The following is a 25,633-nucleotide window of genomic DNA, read 5'->3' as shown; positions in this document are numbered from 1 at the left end:
TTGACTAGACGCAGTGTCTAGGCATATCGTCGCGGGGAGCCTGTGACCGGGGTCATACGAGACGGAGGATCACCACCATGGCCGTGCTGACGGGTAAGTCCGGGACCGACAAGTCCGGTCGGGCCTACGACGAGATCGATCTGTCGTCGCGGGCGTTCTGGTCCACCACGGCCGCGGATCGGGAACGCTCCTTCGCGGTGCTGCGGGCCGAGCGGCCGGTCAGCTGGCATCCCCCGGTCGAGGATTCGCTGATGCCCGATCCGGCCGATCCCGGCTTCTGGGCGGTCACCCGGCGCGCCGACATCGTCGCGGTGAGCCGCAACAACGACGTCTTCCTGTCCGGCCAGGGCGTGATGTTCGAGAGCATCCCGGTCGAGTTGCTCGAGGCGTCGCAATCCTTTCTGGCGATGGACCCGCCGCGACACACCAAGCTGCGCAAGCTCGCCCACGCCGCGCTGAGCCCCCGCCAGGTCCGCCGCATCGAGGACTCGATCAAGGCCAACGCCACCACCATCGTGAAAGAGCTGCGATCCGCCGGCAGCGGCGCCGATTTCGTCGACCACTCCGCCAAGGAACTGCCCATCCGCACCCTCTCGGACATGATGGGGATCCCGGAATCCGAGCGCGAGCGCATGGCGCACGCCACCGACGCCCTGGTCTCCTGGGCGGACCCGGAATTCCTCGGCGGCCGCCCGGCGATGGAAGTCCTGGTGGAAAACCAGCTGTACCTGCATCAAGTCGTCGGCGCGCTGGCCACCGAGCGTCGCGAGCACCCGGGCGACGACCTGATCAGCAGCCTCGTCACCGCCGAAGTCGACGGCGACCGGCTTCAGGACGCGGAGGTGGCGGCGTTCTTCGTCCTGCTCTCCGTGGCGGGCAACGACACCACCCGCCAGACCATCAGTCATACCCTGCGGGCACTCACCGATTTTCCCGACCAAAAGGCATGGCTGCTCGAGGATTTCGACAACCGAATCGGCACGGCTATCGAGGAGTTCATCCGCTGGGCGACGCCGGTCATGACCTTCCGCCGCACCGCGGCAACGGATATCGAGCTGGGCGGTCAGACCATCCGGGCGGGGGAGAAGGTGGTCATGTTCTATCCGTCCGGCAACTGGGACACCGAGGTGTTCGACCATCCGGAGCGTCTGGACTTGAGCCGCGACCCCAATCCCCACGTCGGCTTCGGCGGCGGCGGGCTGCATTTCTGCCTCGGTGCGCACGTCGCCCGCGCGCAGCTGCGGGCCGTGTTCGGCGAGCTGTTCCGTCAACTGCCCGACATCCAGGCGGGCGAGCCGTCCTACCTGGCGGGCAACTTCGTGCACGCCATCCGCAGCATGCCGTGCACCTTCTAATGCGTTGCCAGCGGCGCTAACTCGTCGGCGAGCAGGACCATCAGCTCCGAGCAGCCGCCATCGACCTTGACGGTGGCCAGGTCGTCGCCGCGGGTACCGCCGCGGTTGACGATGGCCACCGGGATGCCCAGCGCGGCGGCGTGCCGCACAAACCGGTAGCCGGAGAACACGGTCAGCGACGAGCCGGCGACCAGCAGCGCATCCGCCTCCTCGACCAATGTATATGCTTGTGCCACAACGTCTTTGGGGACGCTTTCGCCGAAGTAGACGATGTCGGGCTTGAGCATGCCGCCGCAGCGCTCGCAATCCAGATACCGGAACGACGCGGTATCCGCGACGACGGCGTCGGCGTCGGGTGCCACCGCCAGCCCGCCGATGGCTTCGGCGCGCTCGATGAATCCGGGGTTGAGCGCTTCGAGCCGTTCGGCCAACGCGGCGCGGGCCACGGTGGATCCGCAGCTCAAGCAGATCACCTGCGCGTAGGTGCCGTGCAGGTTGATGACGTTTCGGCTGCCCGCCTTGGAGTGCAACAGGTCGACGTTCTGGGTGATCACGCCGGTGACCACCGACGCGTCCTCCAGCGCGGCCAGCGCCCGGTGGCCGGCGTTGGGCAGCGTGTCGTCCATGTGGCGCCAACCGACGTGGTTGCGTGCCCAATATCGCTGCCGAAACGCCGGATCGCCGGTGAACTGGCGGATGGTCATGGGATTGCCGGGCGGCGAATCGGGCCCGCGGTAATCGGGGATGCCCGAATCGGTGGACATGCCCGCGCCCGTCAGCACCGCAATCCGGCGCCCGGCCAACACCGTGACCAGTTCCGGGGATTCTGCGCAGGCGGCGGTCACCTTGTCCAGAGTACGGAGTCGTCGTGCGACGATGTCTGACCGCCGAAGAGGACGATCAGGCCGAGCCGAGGCAGTCCGCGGCCGTCGTGAGCTCGGCGGACATGTTCTGTTCCATCATCTTGCAGGCCGCGGCGCCCAGGTCGGGATCGATGTGCGCGACGGCATCGGTCGGGATCACCACGGGGAAGTGGCGCACGTACGCGTCCAGGGCGGTGTAGAGGATGCATTGCTCGGTGACCTGCCCGGCGATGATCAACCGCTTGGTCTCCAGCCTGCCCAGCAGATACGCCAGCGCCGTGGCATAAAACGCGCTGTGGCGGACCTTGGTCATCACGCGGCACTCGTCGGACGGCAGGATCGGCTTCACCAGATCGGGCCTGGCCCCGTCGCATGCGGACCGGACGATGTCGGAGAACTGCGCGGTGAAATCACCGTAGTTGTCGTTGACGTAGACCAGGTCGACGCCGTCGGCTTCGCGGGCCCGGCGAACCAAATCGCTCAAAGGCTCGATGATCTTCTCGACATTGGGTATTAGATTTTCAGCGTCGGGATGCTGATACGTGTTCATCATGTCGACTACCAGGACCGCAGTGTCGCTCATGTCGTCGGGGATACCCGGCGGCGGCGAGTTGACACGCCCGCGACGACAATGGAAGGGCGATGGACTTTTACAACGCTTACAGCCAGGGCTTCGTCCGCGTCGCCGCATGCACCCACCACACCGCCATCAGTGACCCGGCCGCCAACGCCGAGACCGTCCTGCGGATCGCCCAGGAGTGCCACGACGACGCGGTCGCGCTAGCCGTCTTCCCGGAGCTGACGCTGTCCGGGTATTCCATCGAGGACATCGTGCTGCAGGATCTCTTGCTCGATGACGTCGAAAAGGCCATCGACGAGATCGTTGCGGCGTCGGCCGAGCTGCTGCCGGTGCTGGTCGTCGGCGCCCCGCTGCGTCATCGGCACCGGATCTACAACACGGCCGTGGTGATCCACCGCGGCGCCGTGCTCGGGGTGGCGCCGAAGTCCTACCTGCCCACCTATCGGGAGTTCTACGAGCGCCGCCAGATCGCACCCGGCGACGACGAGCGCGGCACCATCCGGCTGGCGGGCGTCGAGGCGCCGTTCGGTCCCGACCTGCTCTTCGCGGCTTCCGACGTGCCCGGCTTCGTGCTGCACGTGGAGATCTGCGAGGACATGTTCGTCCCGATTCCGCCCAGCGCCGAGGCCGCGCTGGCGGGCGCGACGGTGCTGGCCAACCTGTCCGGCAGCCCGATCACCATCGGGCGCGCCGAGGACCGCTGCCTGCTGGCGCGTTCAGCGTCGTCGCGCTGCCTGGCCGCCTACGTCTATTCGGCTGCCGGGGAAGGCGAATCGACGACGGATCTGGCCTGGGACGGTCAGACCATGGTGTTCGAAAACGGCGTGATGCTGGCCCAGTCGGAGCGCTTCCCCAAGGGGGAGCGGCGCAGCATCGCCGACGTCGACGTCGAATTGCTCCGCTCGGAGCGGCTGCGGATGGGCACCTTCGACGACAACCGGCTCCACCACCGGACGACGACGGACGCGTACCGGCACATCGAGTTCCGGTTGGACCCACCCGGCGGCGACATCGGACTGCGGCGCGACATCGAGCGCTTCCCCTTCGTGCCGGCCGATCCGCAACGGCTGGAACAGGATTGCTTCGAGGGCTACAACATCCAGGTAGCCGGCCTCGAACAGCGGTTGCGCGCGCTGGATTTCCCGAAGGTGGTCATCGGGATTTCCGGTGGGCTGGACTCGACGCACGCCCTGATCGTGGCCGCCCGCGCGATGGATCGCGAACAACGGCCGCGCAGCGACATTCTGGCGTTCACGCTGCCCGGCTTCGCCACCGGCGACCGCACCAAGCGCAACGCGTCCGAGTTGTGCCGCACGCTGGGTGTGACGTTCGCCGAGATCGACATTCGCCAGAGCGCGGAGCTGATGCTCAAGGAGATGGATCACCCCTTCGCGCGCGGCGAGAAGGTGTACGACGTCACCTTCGAAAACGTTCAGGCCGGTTTGCGCACCGATTACCTGTTCCGGCTGGCCAACCAGCGCGGCGGCATCGTGCTGGGCACCGGTGATCTGTCCGAGCTGGGGCTGGGCTGGTCGACATACGGTGTGGGCGACCAGATGTCGCACTACAACGTCAATGCCGGAGTGCCCAAAACGCTCGTCCAGCACTTGATCCGTTGGGTGATCTCGTCGGAACAGTTCGAGCCGGAGGTCAGCGAGGTGCTGCAGTCGGTGCTCGACACCGAGATCACCCCGGAACTGGTTCCCAGCGGCGAGGAAGAAGAGCTGCAGAGCAGCGAGGCAAAGGTGGGACCGTTTGCCCTGCAAGACTTTTCGCTGTTCCACGTGCTGCGCTTCGGATTCCGGCCGTCCAAGATCGCGTTTTTGGCCTGGCACGCCTGGCACGATCCCGACCACGGCATCTGGCCGCCCGGCTTCCCCGAGGACAAGCGGCCGTCCTACACGCTCAAGGAAATCCGGCACTGGCTGCAGGTGTTCGTGCAGCGGTTCTATTCGTTCAGCCAGTTCAAACGCTCGGCGCTGCCCAATGGGCCCAAGGTGTCGCACGGCGGTTCGCTGTCGCCGCGGGGGGATTGGCGCGCGCCATCCGACATGTCCGCACGCATCTGGCTCGACGAGATCGAACGCGAAGTCCCCAAGGATTAGCCTGCGGGCTCACGAGCCCGCCCGGATCACCGGGCGGGCCCGAGGCGTTTCGGTTCAGGCCCTGGCGCGACGCCAGCCCTGGTACTGCACTTCGGCGAACACCAGGGTGCCCACGCCGGCCGCCAGGTTCAGCACCACACCGGCCGATGTCAGCGGGAAGACGTCCGCGAGCACCAGAACGATTGCGGCCACCGTGTATGCCACGTTGCCGATGATGACGGCCATGCCGGCGCGCCGCACCGAGGGCAACGTGGCCAGCCCGAAGACCACCACGCCGTAAGCGATCAAGAACGCGGCCATGCCGTACTCGAAGGCCTTTGTGGTGCCCGAAAGGTCGGCGAGCCAACCGGCGAACGGGAGCCCGGCCAGCCCGACCAGCCCGCTGATGGCGGCGTCGGCGCGCATGGCGAGGCGAAGCAAGCCGTCCCGGGTACCCGTGCGGTCAATCGTGATAGCGGACATGATGTTCCTTTCTCAAGGCGGACTGCGATCACCATCGACGCTGCTCCCAAGCCGCTGCCAGATCGACGCCGCCCGCTGCCAAACACTGCCAACCGCAGGCCAGCGCGGTGGCTTCGCTGGCCACCTGAACGCGGTAGTGGTGTGGCCCATGACCCGGGATCAGCCGTGGCCCCGCGCAGCCGCGGTGACTGGGCGGTCGGAACGGCTAGTACGGACCCCGCAGTGCCTTCTCGATCGCGCCGGCGTCCGGTGCGCAATCACCGGCGCCCGCGACCAGCGTCGCCAGCGCACCCGCCGCGCACGCACGCTGCAACGCGAGCCGACGCTGATCCCGCGAACCTGGATGGGATGGCCAATGCGCGGCCAGCACGCCGGCGAACACGTCGCCGGCCCCGGTGGTGTCCACCGGATCGACTGCCGGAGCCGGGACGGTGTACTCGCCGTCCGTGCCCACGTAGCGGGCGCCGCGCGCGCCCAGCGTGACCACCAAATGATCTGGACGCCATGACCATTCGTCGGCTTCCTCTTCGTTGGTGATCACCACGTCCGCGGCGGCCGCCAGGTCACTCAACGAGTCGTGGTCCTGACCGGCCGGCGACGCGTTCACGAGGACGACCGCCCCGGCCGAACGCGCGTGTTGCGCGGCTGCGACCGCCGTGGGCACCGGAATCTCCAGCTGGGTCAACATCACATCGCAGTCGCCGACGACCGAGCGGGCGCGGTCGCCGCTGAGCGTGAAACGACCGTTGGCGCCCGGGGCCACCACGATGGTGTTCTCGGCGTTGGCGTCGACCACCACGATGGCCGTGCCGCTGGGCCCGGGGATTTCGACGACTCCGTCCAACCCCACGCCGTTGGCCTCGAGATGCGAGCGCAGTTGACCGGCGGCCGCGTCGTCGCCGAGCGCCCCGACGAACTGCACCCGCGCGCCCGCGCGCGCCGCCGCCACCGCCTGATTGCCGCCCTTGCCGCCGGGGGCGTGCGTCAACGACGACGCCAAAACCGTTTCGCCAGGCCGTGGAAGGGCGTCGACGCCCAGCGACAGATCGAGATTCACGCTGCCCACTACACAAACGCGCGCCATGCCGCCGACGTTAGTCGGGCCGGGAGGGCAAAGCACGCCAGAGTCGCCGCCACTTTCGACGCGGAATCGCGTCACGGCAAACGCCGAATATCTCGATGTCCGCGCGATATTCTGCTGCGTTAGGGGTGCTGGATCGAATGAGAAAAGGGCAGGCGATTGACCACGAGCGAGTTAACGGACGCTGAACCCCATACCGATCCCGGCCCGGCGCAACCGGCCGCAAAGCGCGCGCGGCGGCGCGCCCTGGACCGCTTCCGGTTCGGCATCCAGTCCAAGATCTTGATCACCATGCTGCTGTCGAGCATTTTGGGTGTGGCGGTGATCGGCCTCATCGGGGCCGTCTCCGGCCGTAACGCGTTGCGGCAGGTCGAGTCCGAACGCTTGATCGAGATGCGCGAACTGCAGAAGCGAGCGGTGCAGTCGCTGTTCCGCGAGGTGTCGAATTCGCTGGTCACCTGGAGCGGCGGATTCGGCATCACCCAGGCGACGACGGCCCTCACAGCGGACTTCGCTCAATTGAACAACGCGACGATCACGCCGGAACAACAGCAGTCGCTGGTCAATTACTACGACAACGACATGGTCAAGCCGATCAAGCAGATCACCGGGGACACCATCGACATCAGGGCCGTCCTGCCAAGTTCCAACGCGCAGAAATACATTCAGGCGCACTACACCGCCGGCCCCCGAACGAACCCCGATGGCCTGCCAGTCCTCGACGCCGGCGACGGCAGTGCCTGGTCGGCGGCGAACGCGCGCTTCGACTTCTACATGCGCGGGATCGTCAATCGTTTCGACTATCGGGACGCGCTGCTGTTGGACATGCAGGGCAATGTCGTGTACAGCGTATTGAAGGGTCCCGATCTCGGGACCAACATCCTGACCGGCCCGTACCGCGAATCGAAGCTGCAGGAGGCGTACCAGAAAGCGTTGGCCTCCAACGATCTGGACTTCGTCTGGATCACCGACTTCCAGCAGTATCAGCCGGCACTCGACACCCCCACCGCCTGGGTGGTGTCACCGGTCGGCATGAACGGCAAATTCGAAGGCGTTATGGCACTGCCGGTTCCGGTCGCAAAGATCAACAAGATCATGACCGCCGACAAACGCTGGGACGCCGCCGGGATGGGGCCCGCGACGGAGACCTATCTGGCGGGCCCCGACGACCTGATGCGTTCCGATTCACGGGATTTCATCGAGGACCCGAAGGACTACCGGCGCCAGGCGATCGACGCCGGCACGCCGCCCGACGTGGCGGACCGGGCGCTGCGGCTGGGCACCACCACCCTGGTGCAACCCGTCGACACGGCCGGCCTGCGCGCCGCCCAGCGCGGCGACACGGGGGTGGTGAGCGCCACCGATTACCTGGGCAACAGGGAGCTGGAAGCCTATGCGCCGCTGAGCATCCCCAATTCCGACCTGCACTGGTCGATCCTCGCGACCCGCGACAACTCCGACGCGTTCGCCCGGCTCGGCAGGTTCAGCAAGACGCTGGTGATCGCGGTCGCCGCGATGATCTTCGCCATCTGCGTCGCCTCGATGTTGGTCGCCCAGGCCGCGGTACGGCCGGTCCGACGCCTCGAGGAAGGCACCCGCAAGATCAGCTCCGGTGACTACGAGATCAACATCCCCGTCGTGCGACGCGACGAAATCGGTGACCTCACAGCCGCTTTCAACGAGATGAGCCGAAACCTGGCCATCAAGGAGGAGCTGCTCAACGAGCAGCGCCGGGAAAACGACCGGCTGTTGCTGGCGCTGATGCCCGAGTCGGTGGTGCGACGCTACCGCGAGGGCGAGGAGACCATCGCCCAGAAACATCAGGATGTGGCCGTCATCTATGCCGACATCGTCGGCCTGGACGAGGTCTCCAGCGACGTGCCGGAAGACGAATTGGTCGCGACCGTCAACGACCTCTTCCGGCAATTCGATTCGGCCGCCGAAGCCCTTGGCGTCGAACGGATCCGCACGTTCCACAACGGCTATCTCGCCAGTTGTGGCGTGGTCACACCGCGGCTGGACAGCATCCACCGCGCCGTCGACTTCGCCCTGGAGATCGGTCGCATCATCGATCGGTTCAACAGCCAGGCGGCGCACCAGCTGGGTCTGCGCGTCGGAGTCAACACGGGCAACGTGGTCAGCGGGCTAGTCGGACGGTCCGGCCTGGTCTATGACATGTGGGGCGGCGCGGTCAGCCTGGCCTATCAAATGCACAGTGGCGCACCGCAACCGGGCATCTACGTCAGCTCCCAGGTGTACGAGGCGATGCGGGACGTTCGGCAGTTCACCCCCGCCGGCACCATCTCCGTCGGCGGTACCGATCAGGCCATCTACCGGTTACTGGAGCGCTGATGAACCTCTTCAACTCGTCGTGGTTCTACTGGGCGATCGGCATCGCGGTCGGGTTGCCGCTCGGGTTGATCGTCCTCACCGAGTTGCACGACGCCCTGCTGCGCAGGAACAGTCCGCTGGCCAGGCAGGTGGGCCTGCTGCGCAACTACCTGCTGCCGCTCGGTGCGCTGTTGCTGCTGCTGGTCCAGGCCTCGCAGGTGCCGGCCGGCGACGTTCCGGTGCGCGTCCTCACCACGGTTTTCGGCCTGCTCGTGCTCGTCCTCGTGCTGTCCGGTCTCAACGCCACGATGTTCGCGGGCGCACCCGAAACGAGTTGGCGCAAAAGGCTACCCGGCATCTTTCTCGACTGCGCCCGCTTGGTGGTGATCGGCGTCGGCCTGGCGGTGATGTCGTCCTACATCTGGGGTGTGCGGATCGGCGGCATCTTCACCGCGCTGGGCGTCACCTCGGTCGTCATCGGTCTGATGTTGCAGAACTCCGTCGGCCAGATCGTGTCGGGCTTGTTCATGCTGTTCGAGCAGCCCTTCCGCATCGACGAATGGCTGGACACCGGCACCGCGCGCGGAAGGGTGGTCGAGGTCAACTGGCGCGCCGTGCACATCGATACCGGCAGCGGGATTCGGGTCATGCCGAACGCCATGCTCGCCAGCACTGCGTTCACGAATCTGAGCCGCCCGCCGGGCGCGCACAAGTTGGCGGTGACGACGACGTTCTCCAGCGTCGACCCGCCGGACCGGGTGTGTGCGCTGCTGTCGCGGATCGCCGAGGGGCTGCCTCAACTCAGGGCCGGAAGTGTGCCGCGGACGGTCCCGGTGGGGGCGGGCGAGTACCGCACGACCATCGGGCTGAACTCGCCGGCGGATGCCGGCGCGGCCAAGGCCATCTTCCTGCGCTGGGCCTGGTATGCGGCGCGACGGGAGGAGCTGCACCTCGACGACGCCGACGACGACTTCTCCACGATCGAACGGGTCGAGCATGCGTTGCACACGGTGGTGGCTCCGGCGCTGCGGATCGGCGCCGAGGAGCAGCGCTCGCTGCGGTCCGCCGCGAGGATCGTGCGATACGGCGCCGACGAGGTGGTCGAGTACGCCGGCCAGGTGCCCACGACCATGACATTCCTGGTCGCCGGGCGCGTGCAGCTCACCGCGACCGCCGACGACGGGTCGATGGTGCCGATCAGCACGCTGGACGAGGGGTCGTTCCTGGGGCTCACGGCGCTGACCCGGCAACCGAACCTGGCCAGCGCGTATGCGTTGGAAGAGGTCACGGCGCTGGAGATCGACCGGGAACACATCGAGCACCTGGTGACGCGGGCGCCGCTGCTGCTGCAGAACTTCGGCAACATCATCGAGGAGCGGCGCAGCAAGGTGCGCAGCGTCCGGCGCGGTGAGCGGGTGGGGTAGTGGCGATCGCGAGCGCGGCGGCGCCGGGCGAAGCGGGTCGCCATCCTCGGGGCTAGCCCGCACCGGGCCGCCTCACCCTGGCTTTTTCCGCCGGATACCCTGGTTCAATGAGTCTGCAAGCACCATCGCTTCCTGACTTGCGCCAGGAGGTGCACAACGCGGCGCGCCGCGCCCGGGCCGCATCCCGAGTCCTCGCGTTGTTGCCGACGGTTGCCAAGGACCAGGCGCTGAGCTCTGCGGCCGACGCGATCACCGCGCACACCGAGTTGATCCTGTCGGCCAACGCCGAAGACCTCGAGGCCGCCCGGGCGGCCGGCACGCCCGCCGCGATGCTGGACCGGTTGGCATTGGACGCCAAGCGCGTTGAGGGCATCGCCGCCGGCCTGCGTCAGGTCGCGGGCCTGCCGGACCCGGTCGGGGAGGTGTTGCGCGGTTACACATTGCCCAACGGGCTGCAGCTGCGTCAGCAGCGGGTTCCGCTCGGGGTCGTCGGCATGATCTACGAGGGCCGGCCCAACGTGACCGTCGACGCCTTCGGTTTGGCGCTGAAGTCCGGCAACGCCGTGCTGCTGCGCGGAAGTTCGTCGGCGGCCCGGTCCAATCAGGCGCTGGTCCAGGTGCTGCGGGCGTCGCTGGTCAGCGAGGATCTGCCCGCCGATGCGGTGCAACTCCTTTCGGCCGAGGACCGCTCGACCGTGACGCATCTGATCCAGGCCCGCGGCCTGGTCGACGTGGTGATTCCGCGCGGCGGCGCGAGCCTGATCGACGCGGTGGTTCGCGACGCGCAGGTGCCCACCATCGAGACCGGCGTCGGCAACTGCCACGTCTACGTGCACGACGGCGCCGACTTGGATGTGGCGGAGCGAATCCTGCTGAATTCCAAGACCCGTCGGCCCAGCGTCTGCAACGCCGCCGAGACGCTGCTGGTCGACGTCGCGATCGCTGACGAGGCACTGCCCCGGCTGGTGAACGCCCTGCAAGACGCCGGCGTGACGGTGCACGGCGGATTCTCCAAGGATGCGCACGAGGACGACCTGCGCCGCGAATACCTGTCGATGGACATCGCGGTGGCCGTGGTCGACGGCATCGACGCCGCGATCGCCCACATCAACGAGTACGGCACCGGACACACCGAGGCCATCGTCACCACCAATATGGCTGCGGCGCAAAAGTTTACCGACGGCGTCGACGCCGCCGCGGTGATGGTGAACGCGTCCACCGCCTTCACCGACGGTGAGCAGTTCGGCTTCGGCGCCGAAATCGGCATCTCCACCCAGAAACTGCATGCCCGCGGCCCGATGGGGCTGCCCGAATTGACCTCGACCAAATGGATCGCGTGGGGAGATGGACAGACCCGTCCGGTCTGAAACCCGCGTCCAGGAAGTGCTTTAGGAGAACCGATTGTGAGTGTGCCCGCCCGGTCCAAGCCGTTGTTCGACGACATCGACGACGTCTCGCGGCGGCTGGCCGAGACCGGCTACCTGCCCGACACCGCCACCGCGACGGCGGTGTTTCTGGCCGACCGGCTCGGCAAGCCGTTGCTGGTGGAAGGGCCGGCCGGCGTAGGCAAGACCGAGTTGGCCCGCGCCATCGCCCAGGCCACCGGCTCGGGCCTGGTGCGCCTGCAGTGCTACGAGGGCGTCGACGAGGCCCGCGCGCTCTACGAGTGGAACCACGCCAAGCAGATCCTGCGCATCCAGGCCGGTTCGGGGGACTGGGACCAGACCAAAGACGACGTGTTCAGCGAGGAGTTCCTGCTGCAGCGGCCGTTGCTGACCGCCATCCGGCGCACCGAGCCCACGGTGCTGCTCATCGACGAGACCGACAAGGCCGACATCGAGATCGAGGGCCTGCTGCTGGAGGTGCTGTCGGACTTCGCCGTGACCGTCCCCGAATTGGGCACCATCACCGCCGAGCGGACACCGCTGGTGGTGCTGACCTCCAACGCCACCCGCGAACTGTCCGAGGCGCTCAAGCGTCGGTGTCTGTTCTTGCACATCGACTTTCCCAGTCCCGACCTGGAACGCCGCATTCTGCTGTCGCGGGTCCCCGAGCTGCCGGCGCACCTGGCCGAGGAGCTCGTCCGCATCATCGGCGTGCTGCGCGGGATGCAGCTCAAGAAGGTCCCGTCGATCGCCGAGACCATCGACTGGGGCCGCACGCTGCTCGCGCTGGGCCTGGACACCATCGACGACGCCGTCGTCGCGGCCACGCTGGGCGTGGTGCTCAAACATCAATCCGACCAGCAGCGCGCGACCGGCGAGCTGCGGCTGAATTAGGAAGTCTGCGATGGCCACCCGCCGTGTCCGACCCAGCCGGCCGCTCGCCCCGCACGGGCTGCCGGGCCATCTGGTGGGATTCGTGGAAGCGCTTCGCGGGGCGGGGATTTCGGTCGGCCCCTCGGAGACGGTGGACGCCGGCCGGGTGATGGCGACGCTCGGCTTGGGCGACCGCATGGTGCTGCGCGAGGGCCTCGCGTGCGCCGTGCTGCGCCGCCCGGATCACCGCGAGACCTACGACGCGATGTTCGACCTGTGGTTTCCGGCGGCGCTGGGCGCACGCGCGGTGGTCACCGACGACGAGGCCGACGGCTCGCCCGACGACGGCGCGTTGCCGCCCGACGACGTCGAGGCGATGCGCCAGATGCTCGCGGATCTGCTGACGCAGAACCCCGACCTCGCCGACATGGACGAGCGCCTGGTCGCGATGATCGCCCGGATCGTCGAGGCCTACGGCAAATACAGCTCCAGCCGCGGCCCGTCCTTCTCGTCCTATCAGGCGCTCAAGGCGATGGCGCTCGACGAACTCGAGGGCAAGCTGCTGGCCGGGCTGCTCGTCTCGTACGGCGACGAACCGACACCCAGCCAGGAAGAGATCGCCAAAGCGCTTGCCGCGCAGCGCATCACCCAATTGCGTAAGCTGGTCGACGCCGAGACCAAACGGCGCACCGCGGAGCAGCTGGGCCGCGATCACGTTCAGATGTACGGCATCCCACAGCTTTCCGAGAACGTGGAATTCCTGCGCGCCTCCGGTGAGCAGCTGCGCCAGATGCGCCGGGTGGTGGCGCCGCTGGCCCGGACGCTGGCGACCCGGCTGGCCGCGCGGCGGCGACGCAGCCGGACCGGGACGATCGATCTGCGCAAGACCCTGCGCAAGTCGATGTCCACCGGCGGGGTGCCGATCGACGTCGTGCTGGCCAAGCCCCGCCCGGCGCGGCCCGAACTGGTGGTGCTCTGCGACGTGTCCGGCTCGGTCGCCGGATTCAGCCATTTCACCCTTCTGCTGGTTCACGCTCTGCGCCAACAGTTCTCACGCGTGCGCGTGTTCGCCTTCATCGACACGACCGACGAGGTGACCCACATGTTCGGCCCGGAAGCCGACCTGGCCGTGGCGATTCAGCGGATCACCCGCGAGTCCGGCGTTTACAGTCGCGACGGGCACTCCGACTACGGCAACGCGTTCGCGTCGTTCGTGCAGGCGTTCCCCAACGTGCTATCCCCGCGCACCTCGCTGCTGGTCCTCGGCGATGGCCGCACCAATTACCGCAATCCGGAGATCGAGCTGCTGAGCCACATGGTGACCGCCAGCCGGCACGCGCACTGGCTGAATCCCGAGCCCAAGCACCTGTGGGGCAGCGGCGACTCGGCGGTGCCGCGCTATCAGGAGGTCATCACGATGCACGAGTGCCGGTCCGCCAAGCAGCTGGCCGCGGTGATCGACCAGCTGCTGCCCGTGTGACCACCACCTGGGAAATCGGGCCGTAACACCGGCTCAAGTAAGCTGGCACATCGTGCAAAAGCAGCTTCGCAGGTTAGGAGTGATGGGTGGGACGTTCGACCCCATCCATTACGGCCACCTGGTTGCCGCCAGCGAGGTCGCTGACCTGTTCGACCTCGACCAAGTGGTGTTCGTGCCCAGCGGTCAGCCCTGGCAGAAGGATCGGCACGTCTCGGCCGCCGAGGACCGGTACCTGATGACGGTGATCGCCACGGCGTCCAATCCCCGTTTCACGGTCAGCCGGGTCGACATCGACCGCGCCGGCCCCACCTACACCAAGGACACCCTGCGCGACCTGCACGCCCTCAATCCGGACTCCGAGCTGTACTTCATCACCGGCGCCGACGCGCTGGCCTCCATCCTGTCGTGGCAGGGCTGGGAGACGGCCTTCGAGCTGGCCCGCTTCATCGGGGTCAGCCGGCCCGGCTACGAGCTGCGCCGCGAACACGTCACCGGCGTGCTCGGTGAGCTGCCCGAGGACGCGCTGACCCTGGTCGAGATCCCGGCGCTGGCCATCTCCTCGACCGATTGCCGTCGCCGCGCGGCGCAACGCCGCCCGCTGTGGTACCTGATGCCCGACGGCGTCGTACAGTACGTCTCCAAGCGCCGGCTCTACCGCGACGACGTGGCGCCGTCGGTGCCGGACAGCGAAACACGCATGAGCGCAGGGGATCACCCATGAGCGCCACCCAGGAGGCCATCGACATGGCGACGGTGGCCGCCGGCGCCGCCGCCTCGAAGCTTGCCGACGATGTCATCGTCATCGACGTCTCCGCGCAACTGGCCATCACGGACTGCTTCGTGATCGCCTCGGCGTCCAACGAGCGACAGGTCAACGCCATCGTCGACGAGGTCGAGGAGAAGATGCGCAAGGCCGGGTACAAGCCGGCGCGCCGCGAGGGCACGCGGGAAGGCCGCTGGACGTTGCTGGACTATCGCGACATCGTCGTGCACATTCAGCACCAGGAGGACCGCGACTTCTATGCCCTCGACCGGCTGTGGAGCGACTGCCCGGTGGTGCCGGTAAACCTGGACGAGGACCGCGCCAACTCCGATGAGGGCGCGTCATGAGGGTTCGTCGTCTGATCATGTTGCGGCACGGGCAAACCGAGTTCAACGCGGGCAGCCGCATGCAGGGTCAGCTGGATTCCGAACTCAGCGAACTCGGCCGGGCGCAGGCGATCGCGGCCGCCGAGGTGCTGGGCAAGCTGCAGCCGTTGCTCATCGTGTCGTCGGATCTGCATCGCGCCTACGACACGGCCGTCCGGCTGGGGGAGCTGACCGGGCTGCCGATCCGGGTCGACCAGCGCTTGCGCGAAACCCATCTCGGCGACTGGCAGGGAATGACGCACACCGAGGTCGACGCGCAGGCCCCCGGCGCCCGGCTGGCCTGGCGCGAAGACGCCACCTGGGCCCCGCACGGCGGCGAGAGCAGGGTCGACGTCGCCGCGCGCAGCGTGCCATTGGTCGCCGAACTGGTGTCCGGTGAGCCGGAATGGGGCCAGCCCGACGGGCCCGACCGCCCGGTGGTGCTGGTGGCCCACGGCGGGCTGATCGCCGCTTTGTCGGCCGCGCTGCTGAAGCTTCCGGTCGCCAACTGGCCGATCCTGGGCGGCATGGGCAATGCCAGCTGGGTCCAGCTCTCCGGCCACAACGACGATCCGGCCGACGAATTCGACAGCATCCGTTGGCGTCTGGATGTGTGGAACGCTTCGGCGCAGGTGTCCAACGATGTCCTCTGAACGGCCGTCGAAGCCGACCCTGCTGATTTTCGCCGACTCCCTGGCCTACTACGGGCCGACCGGCGGGCTGCCCGCCGACGATCCCCGGATCTGGCCGAACATCGTTGCGGCGCACCTGGGTTGGGACGTCGAGCTAATCGGCCGCATTGGTTGGACGTGCCGCGACATCTGGTGGGCGGCGACCCAGGATCCGCGGGCCTGGGCGGCGCTGCCCAGGGCGGGCGCGGTCATCTTCGCGACCGGCGGCATGGATTCACTGCCGTCGGTGCTGCCCACCGCGCTGCGCGAGCTGATCCGCTATGTGCGCCCGCCGTGGCTGCGGCGCTGGGTCCGCGACGGTTATGGCTGGCTGCAGCCGAGGCTTTCACCGGTGGCCAGATCGGCGCTGCCGCCGCACCTGAGCGCGGACTACCTCGAACAGACCCGCGGCGCAATCGATTTCAACCGACCCGGCATCCCGATCGTGGCCTCGCTGCCGTCGGTGCACATCGCCGACACCTACGGCCGGGCCCACCACGGCCGCGCCGGGACGGCGGCCGCGATCACCGATTGGGCGCAAAACCACAACGTCCCCCTGGTCGATCTGAAAGCCGCCGTCGCCGAACAGGTGATGAGCGGACGGGGAAACCCCGACGGCATCCACTGGAATTTCGAAGCCCACCAGGCGGTCGCGGAGTTGATGCTCAAGGCGCTCGCCGAAGCCGGCGTGGCGACGATGCAGCGCGCGCAGCGCGATGAGGAGAAGCCGCGCAATCAGGCCGGCGTGCCGCACGGGAAGCCCCGCGGGTAGCTCTCGTGACCGTCCTGGTGGTGACCGACTCGTCGGCACGTCTGCCCGCCGACCTGCTCGAAAAGTGGGGGATACGCGTCGTTCCGCTGCACATCTTGCTCGACGGCGCCGACCTGCGTGACGGTGTGGACGACGTCCCCGACGACATCTACAAGCTCGCGGCCACCACCGCGGCCGCCACCCCCGCCGAACTCGCCGACGCCTATCAGCAGGCGCTGGCCGACAGCGGCGCCGACGGCGTTGTGGCCGTGCACATTTCGTCGGCGCTGTCGGGAACCTGCCGGGCCGCCGAACGCACCGCGGCCGACCTGGATCCGAACGTGCGCGTCGTCGACTCCAAATCGGCCGCGATGGGCACCGGCTTCGTCGCATTGGCCGCGGCGCGGGCCGCGGCCGACGGGGCAGACCTCGACGCCGTCGCGGACGCCGCACGCGCGGCCGTGGACCGCGGGCATGCGTTCATCGTGGTGCACCGACTGGACAACCTGCGCCGCAGCGGACGCATCGGCGGGGCGAAGGCATGGCTGGGCACCGCGCTGGCGCTCAAGCCCCTGTTGCGTATCGACGACGGCAAACTCGTTCTGGCCCAACGGGTACGCACCGTCAGCCACGCCACCGAGGCGATGATCGATCGGGTCTGCCAGGTCGTCGGCCACGACGCCGCCGCCCTGGCGGTGCATCACGTCAACAACCCGGATGGCGCGCGGGAGGTGGCGACGGCGCTGGGCGAGCGGCTGCCGGCGTGCGAACCGGCGATCATCACCGAGCTGGGACCGGTGCTCGCGCTACATGTCGGCGCCGGCGCGGTGGCGGTGAGCGTGGCGCTGGCCGAAGGCTAGTGGCGATCGCAAGCGCGGCGTAGCCGGGCGCGGCGGGTCGCCACCATCTGGCTAGTGGCGATCGCAAGCGCGGCGTAGCCGGGCGCGGCGGGTCGCCACCATCTGGCTAGGCGCTCACCGGCCGTCGGGCGTTGTCACCGCGGGGGTGCACCACCTGCGGCCACCAGAACCACCGTCCGAGCAGGACGGCGATCGAGGGCATCAGCAGCGTGCGCACGATCAGCGTGTCGAGCAGCAGACCGATGCACACGGTCGAGCCGAACTGGCCGAGCACCCGCAGATCGCTGCCCAACATGGACGCCATGGTGAAGGCGAACACCAGACCCGCCGCCGTCACCACACCACCGGTGCCGGCCATCGACCGGATGATCCCCGTCTTGAGGCCGGCATGGATCTCTTCCTTGAACCGGGAGACCAGCAACAGGTTGTAGTCGGATCCAACGGCCAGCAGGATGATCACGGACAGCGCCATCACGATCCAGTGGATCCTGATGCCGAACAGGTCCTGCCAAATCAGCACGGACAGGCCGAATGACGCCGCGATCGAGCTGGCCGCGGTGCCGACGATCACCAACGCGGCCACCACGCTCCGGGTAAGTAGCAGCATGATCATGAAGATCAGCGTCAGGGCCGACACCACGGCGATCATCAGGTCGTACTTCTCGCCGTCGGCCATGTCCTTGAACGTCGCGGCGGTTCCGCCGAGATAGACGCGGGCGTCGGACAGCGACGATTGCTTGAGTCCCTCCTGCGCGGCGGTGCGTTCGGCGTCGACTTGCGCGATGCCCTCCGGCGACATCGGGTCGCCCTGATGCGTGATGAAGAACCGGGCCGATTTACCGTCCGGCGATAAGAACATCCGGAGCCCGGTCTGGAAATCCGGGTTGTCGAAGGCCTCGGGCGGCAGGTAGAAGAAGTCGTCGTTCTTCGATGCGTCGAAGCTTTGACCCATGACGATCGCGGTGTTGCTCATCGCCTCCATCTGATCGATCATCGCCTTGAACGTCTGATACAGGGTCAGCGTGATGCCCCGCGTGGTCTTCAGCGTGGTGATCAGCGTGGGAAACAGCGCGGTCAAATCGCGTGAGGCCTTGGCGGTGTGCTGGATGTCGGCTGTGAGGTAGTGGAACTGCTCGGCGAGCTGGTCGAACCCGTCGAGTGTGTCGAACAGGGACCGCAGCCCGAAGCACACCGGGATGTCATAGCAGTGCTTCTCCCAATAGAAAATGCTGCGGATCGGCCGGAAGGTGTCGTCGAAGTCGGCGATGTGGTCGCGCAGGCTGTCGGTGATCTGCGAGGTCACCGCCGTGGTCTTCGCGCTGTCGTCGGCGGCGTTGGCCAGGTCCAGCGATACCTCGTACTGGCGCTGGGTGGTGTCGATCTGGGTTTGCAGATCGTCGGCCATCTTGAGGATGTCGTTCATGCGCTCCTTGAGAAAGCTCATGTTCTGCATCGTCGTCTGGCTTTGGGCGCTGTTCTGGAACGGTATCGAGCTGTGCTGGATCGGGATGCCCAGCGGTCTGGTGATGTCCTGGACCATGGCGATCCCGAGTGTGCGCATCTCGTTCTTGGCGACCCGGTCCAACACCAGCATGTCGGCTGGGTTCCGCATGTCGTGATCGGACTCGATCATCAGCAGATCGGGGTTCATTCGGGCCTCGGAGAAATGCCGGTTCGCGGCCTCTTGTCCTTTATTGGACGGGGCTGACAACGGCAGGTAATGGCGGTCGTTGTAGCTCGTGTGAAAGCTCGGCAGGGCGATCATGCCGACCAGCACGACCGCGGCGCTCACGGCCAGAATTGGTGCCGGCCAGCGTACTACGGCGGTACCCACCCGGCGCCACAGCCGGCCACGCTTGGCCTGCTTTTCGAACAGGTGGAAGCGGCTGCCGGCGAACACCACCGCTGGCCCCAGCGTGACGCCGGCCAGCACCACGACGATCATCCCGATCGCCACGGGCGCGCCCATGGTGTTGAACCACGGCAGCCGGGTAAAACTGAGGCAATAGGTCGCGCCCGCGATCGTCAGGCCCGAGCCTAAGACGACCGGGGCGACGCCCTTGAATGTGGTGTAGTACGCGGTTTCTCGGTCCTCGCCCGCGGCCAACGCCTCCTGATAGCGGCCGATCAGGAAGATGCCGTAGTCCGTCCCCGCGGCGATCGCCAACATGGTGAGGATGTTGGCGGCGAACGTGGTGAGCCCGAATGCGTTGTGATAGGCGAGAACCGCGACCACCCCGCGCGAACAGGCCAGCGCGACAAAGGTCATGAACAGCTGCACGAGCGTGGTGACGATGGACCGGTAGACCAGCAGCAGCATGATCGCGATCGCGCCCAGGGTGAACAGCGTGATCTTGGCCAGGCTGGCGTTACCGATGATGTGCATGTCGTCGGACAGCGCCGCGGGGCCGGTGACGTAGGCCTTCACACCGGGCGGTGCCCTGTTCTCGTCGATGACCTTGCGCACGGCGTCCACGGATTCGTTGGCCAGCGTGGTGCCCTGGTTACCGGCGAGGTTCACCTGCACGTAGGCGCTTTTGGCGTCGGCGCTCTGCGCGCCCGCGGCCGTCAGCCTGTCGCCCCAGAAGTCCTGAATGTGCTGAATGTGCTTGGGGTCCTGGCGGAGTTGCCGGATCAGCTTGTCGTAGTACTGGTGCGCATCGGGGCCCAGCGGGTGCTGACCCTCCAGCACGATCATGATGGTGCTGTTGGAGTCGAACTCGTGAAAGTTGTGGCCCAGGCGCATCATCGCCTTCATCGACGGCGCGTCCAGCGGTGTCATCGGCGCCGAGTGCGCCTCGCCGACTTTTTCCAGCGTGGGGACGATGACGTTCACCAACACGGTGATCGCGACCCAGCCGATGATGATCGGGATCGCGAAGATGCGGATCGCGTGGGGAAGGTAGGGCCGATGGCCGCGTTCGGCCTTCGACAAGCCCCGGGTCGTGATGGGGCCGGTGTCGGCGGCGCTCAGGTCGCGCTCGGTCTGATTGCCCGCGTCGCTCATGCGGACTTCACCAGGCAGAAGGTCTGGGCGTTATGGCCGGCGGAGTTCTGATTGTCGCGCAGGACGCCGTCCACGGTGATCTTGCAGCTGATCGTGCTGCCGTCGCTCTGCGCCATGATGTTCGCGCTCACCGAGGGCAGCGTGGTCGAGATGGTGGTCGACCAGGGCAGCGGGGCGTTGTTGACCTGGTGCGTGTTGGCGTTCTCGTCCCAGTAGTTGATGTTCGCCGTGGTGCCCGGGGCGCCGGAGATTTCGTAGACGACGACCTTCGGGTTGAACTGCACGATCTCGATCCCCTTGCCGGCGTTTGCGTTGAGATCTTCCGAGCCGAAGATCTTGTGCAGTCGCGACACGATGAGCGCCGAGGTCGCCAGAACGACCACCAGCACCAGCGGGATCCACGCTCGTTTCAGCACCCGGGTGAGAAGGCCGGGGCGGGTGCCCGAGTCTGAACTAGTCACCACCTGACCGCCTTCCGCAAAGCTCACCAACCGTCGCGACGACACCACTGTCAACGGAACTTTTGCTCAGTTAGGGATAGTAACCTTAGTGGACGCAAGCGTTCCTCCCGGGGCGCCACTTGTGGCGAACGGCATACCCGTCAGCGGGCTGCTCGCCCGGTGACCGGGGGCAGATCCGCCAGGGTCACGATCCCGGGCTCGGCGGCGACCACCGCCGGGACGGCGTTGGTAACCGGCATCGCGGTGTAGATCATTCCCAGTCCCATGAACCCGGGCTCGGTCCAGTCGTTGGGTGGCAGGCAGTGCAGCACGGTCCGCATGTTGGGCAGCCCGAACACCTGGATGACGTGCCCGTGCTCGAGGGGCTTGGGCGGGACGACGTGCCTGCCCATCGTCCAGTTGAATCCGACGCTGACAACGTTGCGATCGCCGACCCAGCCGCGGTGGTAGCCGTACACGCTGCCGACCGTTCCGGCGGGGATTTTCATGAAGCCCAGATCGGAGTCGTCGGTGGCCGCGGTGAAGGTGACGTCGAAGGTCATCCTGTCCAGCTTCGCCCCGATCGCGTCGGCCATCATCGCCGCCGATTCCGCGAAGACCTCGCTTTCGCGCCGGACGTTCTCCGCCAGCCCCGGGGTGTCGGGATCCTGCGAGAAGCCCATGGCCGTCTGGGTTTCCGCCGATTCGTAGGTCGAGCAATCCACCGACTCGGTGATTCGGATCTCGTCGACTCGCTCGCACGAGGCGGACAGCACCATGCCCACCATGTTCGTCATGCCCGGGTGCGCGCCGCTGCCGAAGATCGTCGAATTGCCTTTCCGGCAAGCATCTTCGATGCGTTTGCGGTCCTGCGGGGTCTGTTTTCCGCCGGTGATCCACGCGGCGCTGGTGCACACGTTGACTCCCGATTCCAGCAGCCGCACCAACTCATCGATGTTGGGCCACAACGGGTTATAGCAACACGCGTCGGCGCCCAGGGCCAGCAGCGCGTCGATGTCGTTGGTCGCGCGCACCCCGGTCGGCTCCGGCCAGCCCGCCAGGTCGGCGGCGTCGACGCCGACCTTGTCGGCGCCATGCGCGTACACCCCGGCCAGTTCCAGGTCGGGTCGTCCGATGATGGCGTGCAGCGAACGCCGACCGATGTTGCCGGTCGTCCACTGGATCACACGCAGCGGACGGTCGGTGCTTGCCTTGCTCATCGCGGCTCCTTTGCCGGTCGGATTGGACTCATTATTGCCTCAGCGGTGACGCGGCATTTGACGAAGGGTTTCAAAGCCCGGCCGCGCCGACGGCGAGGAAAGCGCAGCCGGCGGCGGCCAGCAGGAGCGCGACGTCGACGCGTCGGCGCGAACGGATCCAGCCGTGCAGCGCCGCCACCCACGCGGCGGTTGCCTGGGGCGCCAGCAGGTGGGCCAGCAGTGGAATCTCGATCAGCGCGAAGGCCACGGCGTTGAACATCAACAGCACGACCACTTGCGTCAGGGCCGTCGCCCCGGACGCCAGGATGACGGCCAGCGCGGCCAGGTAGTCGACCGACGGCAAGGCGATGCCGAGACCGGCGATGCCGGCAACCGTCAGCGAATGCCGGCTCAGCAATCGTCGGATCGGCGACGGCAGTCCTGTCGGGCGCACACCCAACCGCGCGGGGAGATTGGCGGCCACGACCGCGGCGACGGTCAGCGCCAGCAGGCCGACCAGAATCTGCACCGTGGGCAGCGCGAAGTAGTTCGAGCCGCCCATGGCGCGTCGGAAGGCGAACAAGACAACCAGACCCACCGCCGTTCCCATGGCGAAACCGCCGGACAGGAACGCGAGCAGTTGCAGCGCCGGTCGCGGCCTGTTCAGCATGAGCACGGTCATGCCGACGCGGAAGGGTTCGACGCTGACGGCGAGGGCCATCACCAGGACGGTGACCAACATCGGCATGGTGGAGTGCGCCCGTACCCCGGCTCAGGCGTCCAACCGGGCGAACTGCTGCCGGCGGTACTGCTCGACACAGGCGGCGCGGCGGATCTTGCCGCTGGTGGTGGTGGGAATCGAGCCGGGCGGTACCAGCACGAGGTCTCCCACATTCACGCCGTGCGCATTGGAAATCGCCGAGGTGACATCGCGTTTGACGCAGGTCAGCGCGTGCATGGCCGCCTCGGTGGAATCGCCCCGCTTCTTGAACTCGATGACGGTGACCAGCTTCTCGGTGCTGTTCACCGGAACCGATATCGCCGCGACCCGGCCGCCGGTGATCTCTTGGACCGTCGCCTCGATGTCCTCGGGATGGTGATTGCGTCCGCGGATGATCAGCAGATCCTTGATACGGCCGACGATGAACAGCCCGCCGTCGTGGACGAAACCCAGGTCACCGGTCTTCAGCCACGGCCCGTCCGGGGTACCCGGCGACGGCTCGATGAGCGTCGCGCCGAAGCAGCGCTGTTCTGCCGGAGGCTTGCGCCAGTAGCCCTCGGCCACGTTGGCGCCGCGTACCCAGATCTCGCCGACCACCCCCGGCGGGCACTCGCGGCCGGTGTCGCCGTCGACGATTCGCAGCGCCGGCGAGTGCGGCAGTTCGTACTTCACCAGCGACGAGCCGGTCCCGGCCGCGCAGGGCACGGCGCGGCCCGCGGACAGCTCGTCGATATCGAAGTGAACCGTCGACGAGTCACTCCAGGTGCCACTGGCTACGAAGACAGTGGCCTCCGCCAACCCGTACGACGGGCGCATCATGTTGTCCCGAAAGTTGAAGTGCGCAAACCGATCAACGAAGCGACTCAGGGTGGCCGGCTCGACGCGTTCGGCACCGCTGATGATGCCCAGCACACCGCCGAGGTCGAGTCCGGCCAGATCGCGGTCACCCGTCTTGCGGGCGGCCAGGTCGAAGGCGAAGTTGGGGGCCGCCGACCATGAAGACGTATTCGCGGCCAGGGATCGCATCCATCGGGCCGGCCGTTCCAGGAACGCAACGGGACTCGTCAGCTCGCCCCGCCAGCCGCCCAGGATCGGCGCGCAGACCCCCAGCACCAAACCCATGTCGTGATAGAAGGGCAGCCACGAAACGATCGTGGTGTCCGACGGGGCTTTCGTGTGGGAGTCGGCGAAGAAGCTGCGCATCAGCTGCTCGAAATTCACCTGCAGATTGCGGTGCGAAATCATCACACCCGTCGGGGTCCGGGTCGAACCGGAGCTGTATTGCAGATACGCGACGTCAGGCAAATCGGTTGCAAGCACTGTGGTTCCGCGATCGGCGTCCAGATTCATCGAATCGATTTCGACGATCTTCGGGACATCGTCCAAGCGCGCCCGGTCGACGTACTCGGCGACATCTTCGGCGACCGCGGACGTCGTGAGGATGACCGACGGCGACGTGTCGGCGAGGACCGCACTCACCCGCTCGTCGCTGGAGCCGCGGTGCGGCAGCGGAAGCGGAACGGCGATGAGCCCGGCCTGCATCGACCCGAGGAACGCCGTGATGTAGTCAAGACCCTGCGGCGCCAGGATCACCGCCCTGTCGCCGACCGACCCGTGCTGGCCGAGGTCGCCCGCCACGTTGAAGGTTCGGCGGGATATTTGTGCCCACGTGAGGGTCTGGCGGATGCCCTCCCAGTCCTCCTGGTAATCGGTGAACGTGTATGCCACATCGTTGGGCCGCAGGCTGGCACGCCCGTGCAGCATGGCGAGAATCGATGATCCAGACATAGGCGCGTCGTCTAGCCGGTGCCCTGGGACAGCGCGGACGTGGCGCCGCTGACGAGCTGTGACAGCGGGTCGCCGCTGCCCAGTGCGGCCTGGTTGACCGGCGCGATGACTTCCGCGGGGTCGAAGCCGTGCACCGGGTCCACCTGGACCGGCGCGGTCGCCGGGTCGTCGTTGCGCGAGTAGCCCGCATTCACCCGGGGAATCAGGATCGCGTCGAGCTTGTCCAGCGTGCCTTCGTCGATCCCGATGTATTTCAGCGGCATGACGAGCGGCAGGTGCTTTTCGGGGACCATGATCGTCGTGTCTTTGGCGCCCCTCGAGTTGATCGTCGTCCTGATGTTCTGCGGGGGCACCATGCTCGGGTTGGTGAAGGCCACCGCCGTGTGGCCGGTGGCCAGGCCCAGCAGCGTGTTCGCCAGAGCGAACATGTTGTCGGGCCGGTCGGGGAAGTCGGCGATCAAATCGTAGGCGGCCACGAATCTGTTTGTGTCGTATTGACTTTCGTACTGCGGTGGCATGGTGTAGTCGAGCGCGGGAACGACGCTGCCGACCGGGAACATGGCGGTCAGAAAGCTCTGGCCGAAGGCGTGATGCCCGATCGGGTCGCCGAACGTGGCGAAGTTCAGCTTGTCCGGCGGGGGAGCGGCCGGGTCAGTCGCCAGCCGGGCCTGTTCGCCGTCGACCACGAACCCGCCCTCGGACAAGCCGATCGCCGTGCCCGGGCGGCCGGTGCGGACCGCCGCATCGAGGTTGTCTATGCCCTCGACGACCGACTCGCCGATGCTGGGGCCGTCCACACCCAGGCCCGGGAACTGCTCATCGAGCTTGCCGATGCCCGGGAAGAGTCGCTCGAGGACGTGCCCCTGGATCTGGCCCGCGGGGTAGGGAACGATCTGGCGCTTCTGGCCGGGGAACCATTGGGCGCCTTCCTGACGGATGTATTCGTCGTAGGGGATGCCCGCAACGTGAGCGCCGCCGAGGGCGAACGCCGTCTGGTCGCCCGGTGCCCCCGGGGTCGGCGGACCGCCGATCGGCGCGTCGTCAGCCGTCGCGGTGTTGACGCCGAAACAGCCTGTGGCAGCTACGGTTACCAGCGTCGTAACTCCTGCGAGCAGCTTCTTCATCCCTA

22 protein-coding genes are annotated in these 25,633 nt (G+C 67.2%); 12 read left to right on the top strand and 10 right to left on the bottom strand.

The features are described 5' to 3' along the window. Window positions 1–77 precede the first annotated feature (77 nt). The gene (locus AC5Y5B_RS15375) at window positions 78–1,355 is read left to right on the top strand and encodes a cytochrome P450 (RefSeq protein WP_500005761.1); all 1,278 of its coding nucleotides are present in this window, start codon (window positions 78–80) and stop codon (window positions 1,353–1,355) included. Here AC5Y5B_RS15375 and AC5Y5B_RS15370 read toward each other — a convergent pair. Together AC5Y5B_RS15370 and AC5Y5B_RS15365 are read right to left on the bottom strand one after the other, a co-directional pair. Beyond that, window positions 1,352–2,200 carry an SIR2 family NAD-dependent protein deacylase gene (locus AC5Y5B_RS15370; RefSeq protein ID WP_112630783.1) on the bottom strand — a complete coding sequence of 283 codons (849 nt, stop codon included), beginning with the start codon at window positions 2,198–2,200 and terminating at the stop codon, window positions 1,352–1,354. The genes AC5Y5B_RS15375 and AC5Y5B_RS15370 overlap by 4 nt on opposite strands. Before the next feature lie 55 nt (window positions 2,201–2,255). Beyond that, entirely contained in the window at window positions 2,256–2,801 is a 546-nt protein-coding gene (locus tag AC5Y5B_RS15365; protein ID WP_500005760.1) for a cysteine hydrolase family protein, read from the bottom strand. A 59-nt stretch (window positions 2,802–2,860) separates the two neighbouring features. Here AC5Y5B_RS15365 and AC5Y5B_RS15360 point away from each other — a divergent pair, with 59 nt between their 5' ends. Beyond that, window positions 2,861–4,903 carry an NAD(+) synthase gene (locus tag AC5Y5B_RS15360; RefSeq protein ID WP_112630779.1) on the top strand — a complete coding sequence of 681 codons (2,043 nt, stop codon included), beginning with the start codon at window positions 2,861–2,863 and terminating at the stop codon, window positions 4,901–4,903. A 54-nt stretch (window positions 4,904–4,957) separates the two neighbouring features. On the opposite strand, the gene AC5Y5B_RS15355 is transcribed toward AC5Y5B_RS15360, so the two are convergent. Further along, window positions 4,958–5,365, bottom strand: a complete 408-nt coding sequence (locus tag AC5Y5B_RS15355; protein WP_112630777.1) for a hypothetical protein — start codon at window positions 5,363–5,365, stop codon at window positions 4,958–4,960. Between the two features lie 205 nt (window positions 5,366–5,570). Continuing rightward, complete coding sequence (locus AC5Y5B_RS15350) at window positions 5,571–6,449, bottom strand: ribokinase (RefSeq protein ID WP_500005759.1); 879 nt, start codon at window positions 6,447–6,449, stop codon at window positions 5,571–5,573. Window positions 6,450–6,605: 156 nt separating this feature from the next. On the opposite strand from AC5Y5B_RS15350, the gene AC5Y5B_RS15345 reads away from it, so the two are divergent. The 10 genes from AC5Y5B_RS15345 to AC5Y5B_RS15300 all read left to right on the top strand — a co-directional run bounded on the left by AC5Y5B_RS15345 (window position 6,606) and on the right by AC5Y5B_RS15300 (window position 17,349). Beyond that, window positions 6,606–8,798, top strand: coding sequence for an adenylate/guanylate cyclase domain-containing protein (locus AC5Y5B_RS15345; protein ID WP_500005758.1), 2,193 nt, complete (start codon window positions 6,606–6,608; stop codon window positions 8,796–8,798). After that, window positions 8,798–10,201, top strand: coding sequence for a mechanosensitive ion channel family protein (locus tag AC5Y5B_RS15340; RefSeq protein ID WP_112630771.1), 1,404 nt, complete (start codon window positions 8,798–8,800; stop codon window positions 10,199–10,201). Before AC5Y5B_RS15345 ends, AC5Y5B_RS15340 begins: the two co-directional genes overlap by 1 nt. A gap of 107 nt (window positions 10,202–10,308) precedes the next feature. Further along, window positions 10,309–11,568 carry a glutamate-5-semialdehyde dehydrogenase gene (locus AC5Y5B_RS15335; RefSeq protein ID WP_165821721.1) on the top strand — a complete coding sequence of 420 codons (1,260 nt, stop codon included), beginning with the start codon at window positions 10,309–10,311 and terminating at the stop codon, window positions 11,566–11,568. A 36-nt stretch (window positions 11,569–11,604) separates the two neighbouring features. Continuing rightward, window positions 11,605–12,480, top strand: a complete 876-nt coding sequence (locus tag AC5Y5B_RS15330; protein WP_007769847.1) for an AAA family ATPase — start codon at window positions 11,605–11,607, stop codon at window positions 12,478–12,480. A 10-nt stretch (window positions 12,481–12,490) separates the two neighbouring features. Next, window positions 12,491–13,939 (top strand): vWA domain-containing protein, encoded by a 1,449-nt coding sequence (locus AC5Y5B_RS15325; RefSeq protein ID WP_112630765.1) that lies wholly within the window; start codon window positions 12,491–12,493, stop codon window positions 13,937–13,939. A gap of 52 nt (window positions 13,940–13,991) precedes the next feature. Beyond that, a complete protein-coding gene (gene nadD, locus AC5Y5B_RS15320) occupies window positions 13,992–14,660 on the top strand; it encodes a nicotinate-nucleotide adenylyltransferase (protein ID WP_112630763.1) in 669 nt (222 codons plus the stop codon). Beyond that, a complete protein-coding gene (gene rsfS, locus AC5Y5B_RS15315; RefSeq protein ID WP_112630761.1) occupies window positions 14,657–15,049 on the top strand; it encodes a ribosome silencing factor in 393 nt (130 codons plus the stop codon). The genes nadD and rsfS overlap by 4 nt, the downstream gene beginning before the upstream one ends. Beyond that, a complete protein-coding gene (gpgP, locus tag AC5Y5B_RS15310; RefSeq protein ID WP_112630760.1) occupies window positions 15,046–15,720 on the top strand; it encodes a glucosyl-3-phosphoglycerate phosphatase in 675 nt (224 codons plus the stop codon). The genes rsfS and gpgP overlap by 4 nt, the downstream gene beginning before the upstream one ends. Continuing rightward, window positions 15,710–16,510: a diglucosylglycerate octanoyltransferase gene (gene octT, locus AC5Y5B_RS15305; RefSeq protein ID WP_112630758.1), complete on the top strand. Its 801-nt coding sequence runs from the start codon at window positions 15,710–15,712 to the stop codon at window positions 16,508–16,510. The genes gpgP and octT overlap by 11 nt, the downstream gene beginning before the upstream one ends. Window positions 16,511–16,515: 5 nt before the next feature. Further along, window positions 16,516–17,349: a DegV family protein gene (locus AC5Y5B_RS15300; RefSeq protein ID WP_112630756.1), complete on the top strand. Its 834-nt coding sequence runs from the start codon at window positions 16,516–16,518 to the stop codon at window positions 17,347–17,349. 106 nt (window positions 17,350–17,455) lie between these two features. On the opposite strand, the gene AC5Y5B_RS15295 is transcribed toward AC5Y5B_RS15300, so the two are convergent. The 6 genes from AC5Y5B_RS15295 to pe form a co-directional block, all read right to left on the bottom strand. Further along, a complete protein-coding gene (locus AC5Y5B_RS15295; protein ID WP_112630754.1) occupies window positions 17,456–20,356 on the bottom strand; it encodes an MMPL/RND family transporter in 2,901 nt (966 codons plus the stop codon). Further along, on the bottom strand, window positions 20,353–20,772 hold the full coding sequence (locus tag AC5Y5B_RS15290; protein WP_112630882.1) for an MmpS family transport accessory protein: 420 nt from the start codon (window positions 20,770–20,772) through the stop codon (window positions 20,353–20,355). Before AC5Y5B_RS15290 ends, AC5Y5B_RS15295 begins: the two co-directional genes overlap by 4 nt. A gap of 185 nt (window positions 20,773–20,957) precedes the next feature. Next, window positions 20,958–22,016 (bottom strand): NAD(P)H-dependent amine dehydrogenase family protein, encoded by a 1,059-nt coding sequence (locus AC5Y5B_RS15285; RefSeq protein WP_500005756.1) that lies wholly within the window; start codon window positions 22,014–22,016, stop codon window positions 20,958–20,960. A 70-nt stretch (window positions 22,017–22,086) separates the two neighbouring features. Beyond that, window positions 22,087–22,737, bottom strand: a complete 651-nt coding sequence (locus AC5Y5B_RS15280; RefSeq protein ID WP_112630880.1) for a GAP family protein — start codon at window positions 22,735–22,737, stop codon at window positions 22,087–22,089. 30 nt (window positions 22,738–22,767) lie between these two features. Then, the gene (locus AC5Y5B_RS15275; RefSeq protein WP_112630750.1) at window positions 22,768–24,504 is read right to left on the bottom strand and encodes an AMP-binding protein; all 1,737 of its coding nucleotides are present in this window, start codon (window positions 24,502–24,504) and stop codon (window positions 22,768–22,770) included. A gap of 11 nt (window positions 24,505–24,515) precedes the next feature. Continuing rightward, window positions 24,516–25,628 carry an acyltransferase PE gene (pe, locus tag AC5Y5B_RS15270; RefSeq protein WP_112630748.1) on the bottom strand — a complete coding sequence of 371 codons (1,113 nt, stop codon included), beginning with the start codon at window positions 25,626–25,628 and terminating at the stop codon, window positions 24,516–24,518. Window positions 25,629–25,633: the final 5 nt, after the last annotated feature.

This window comes from Mycobacterium sp. NGS33 (assembly GCF_059812885.1).
Note: the sequence above shows the minus strand (reverse complement) of the source record. Positions and strands in the feature narration are given on the sequence as shown.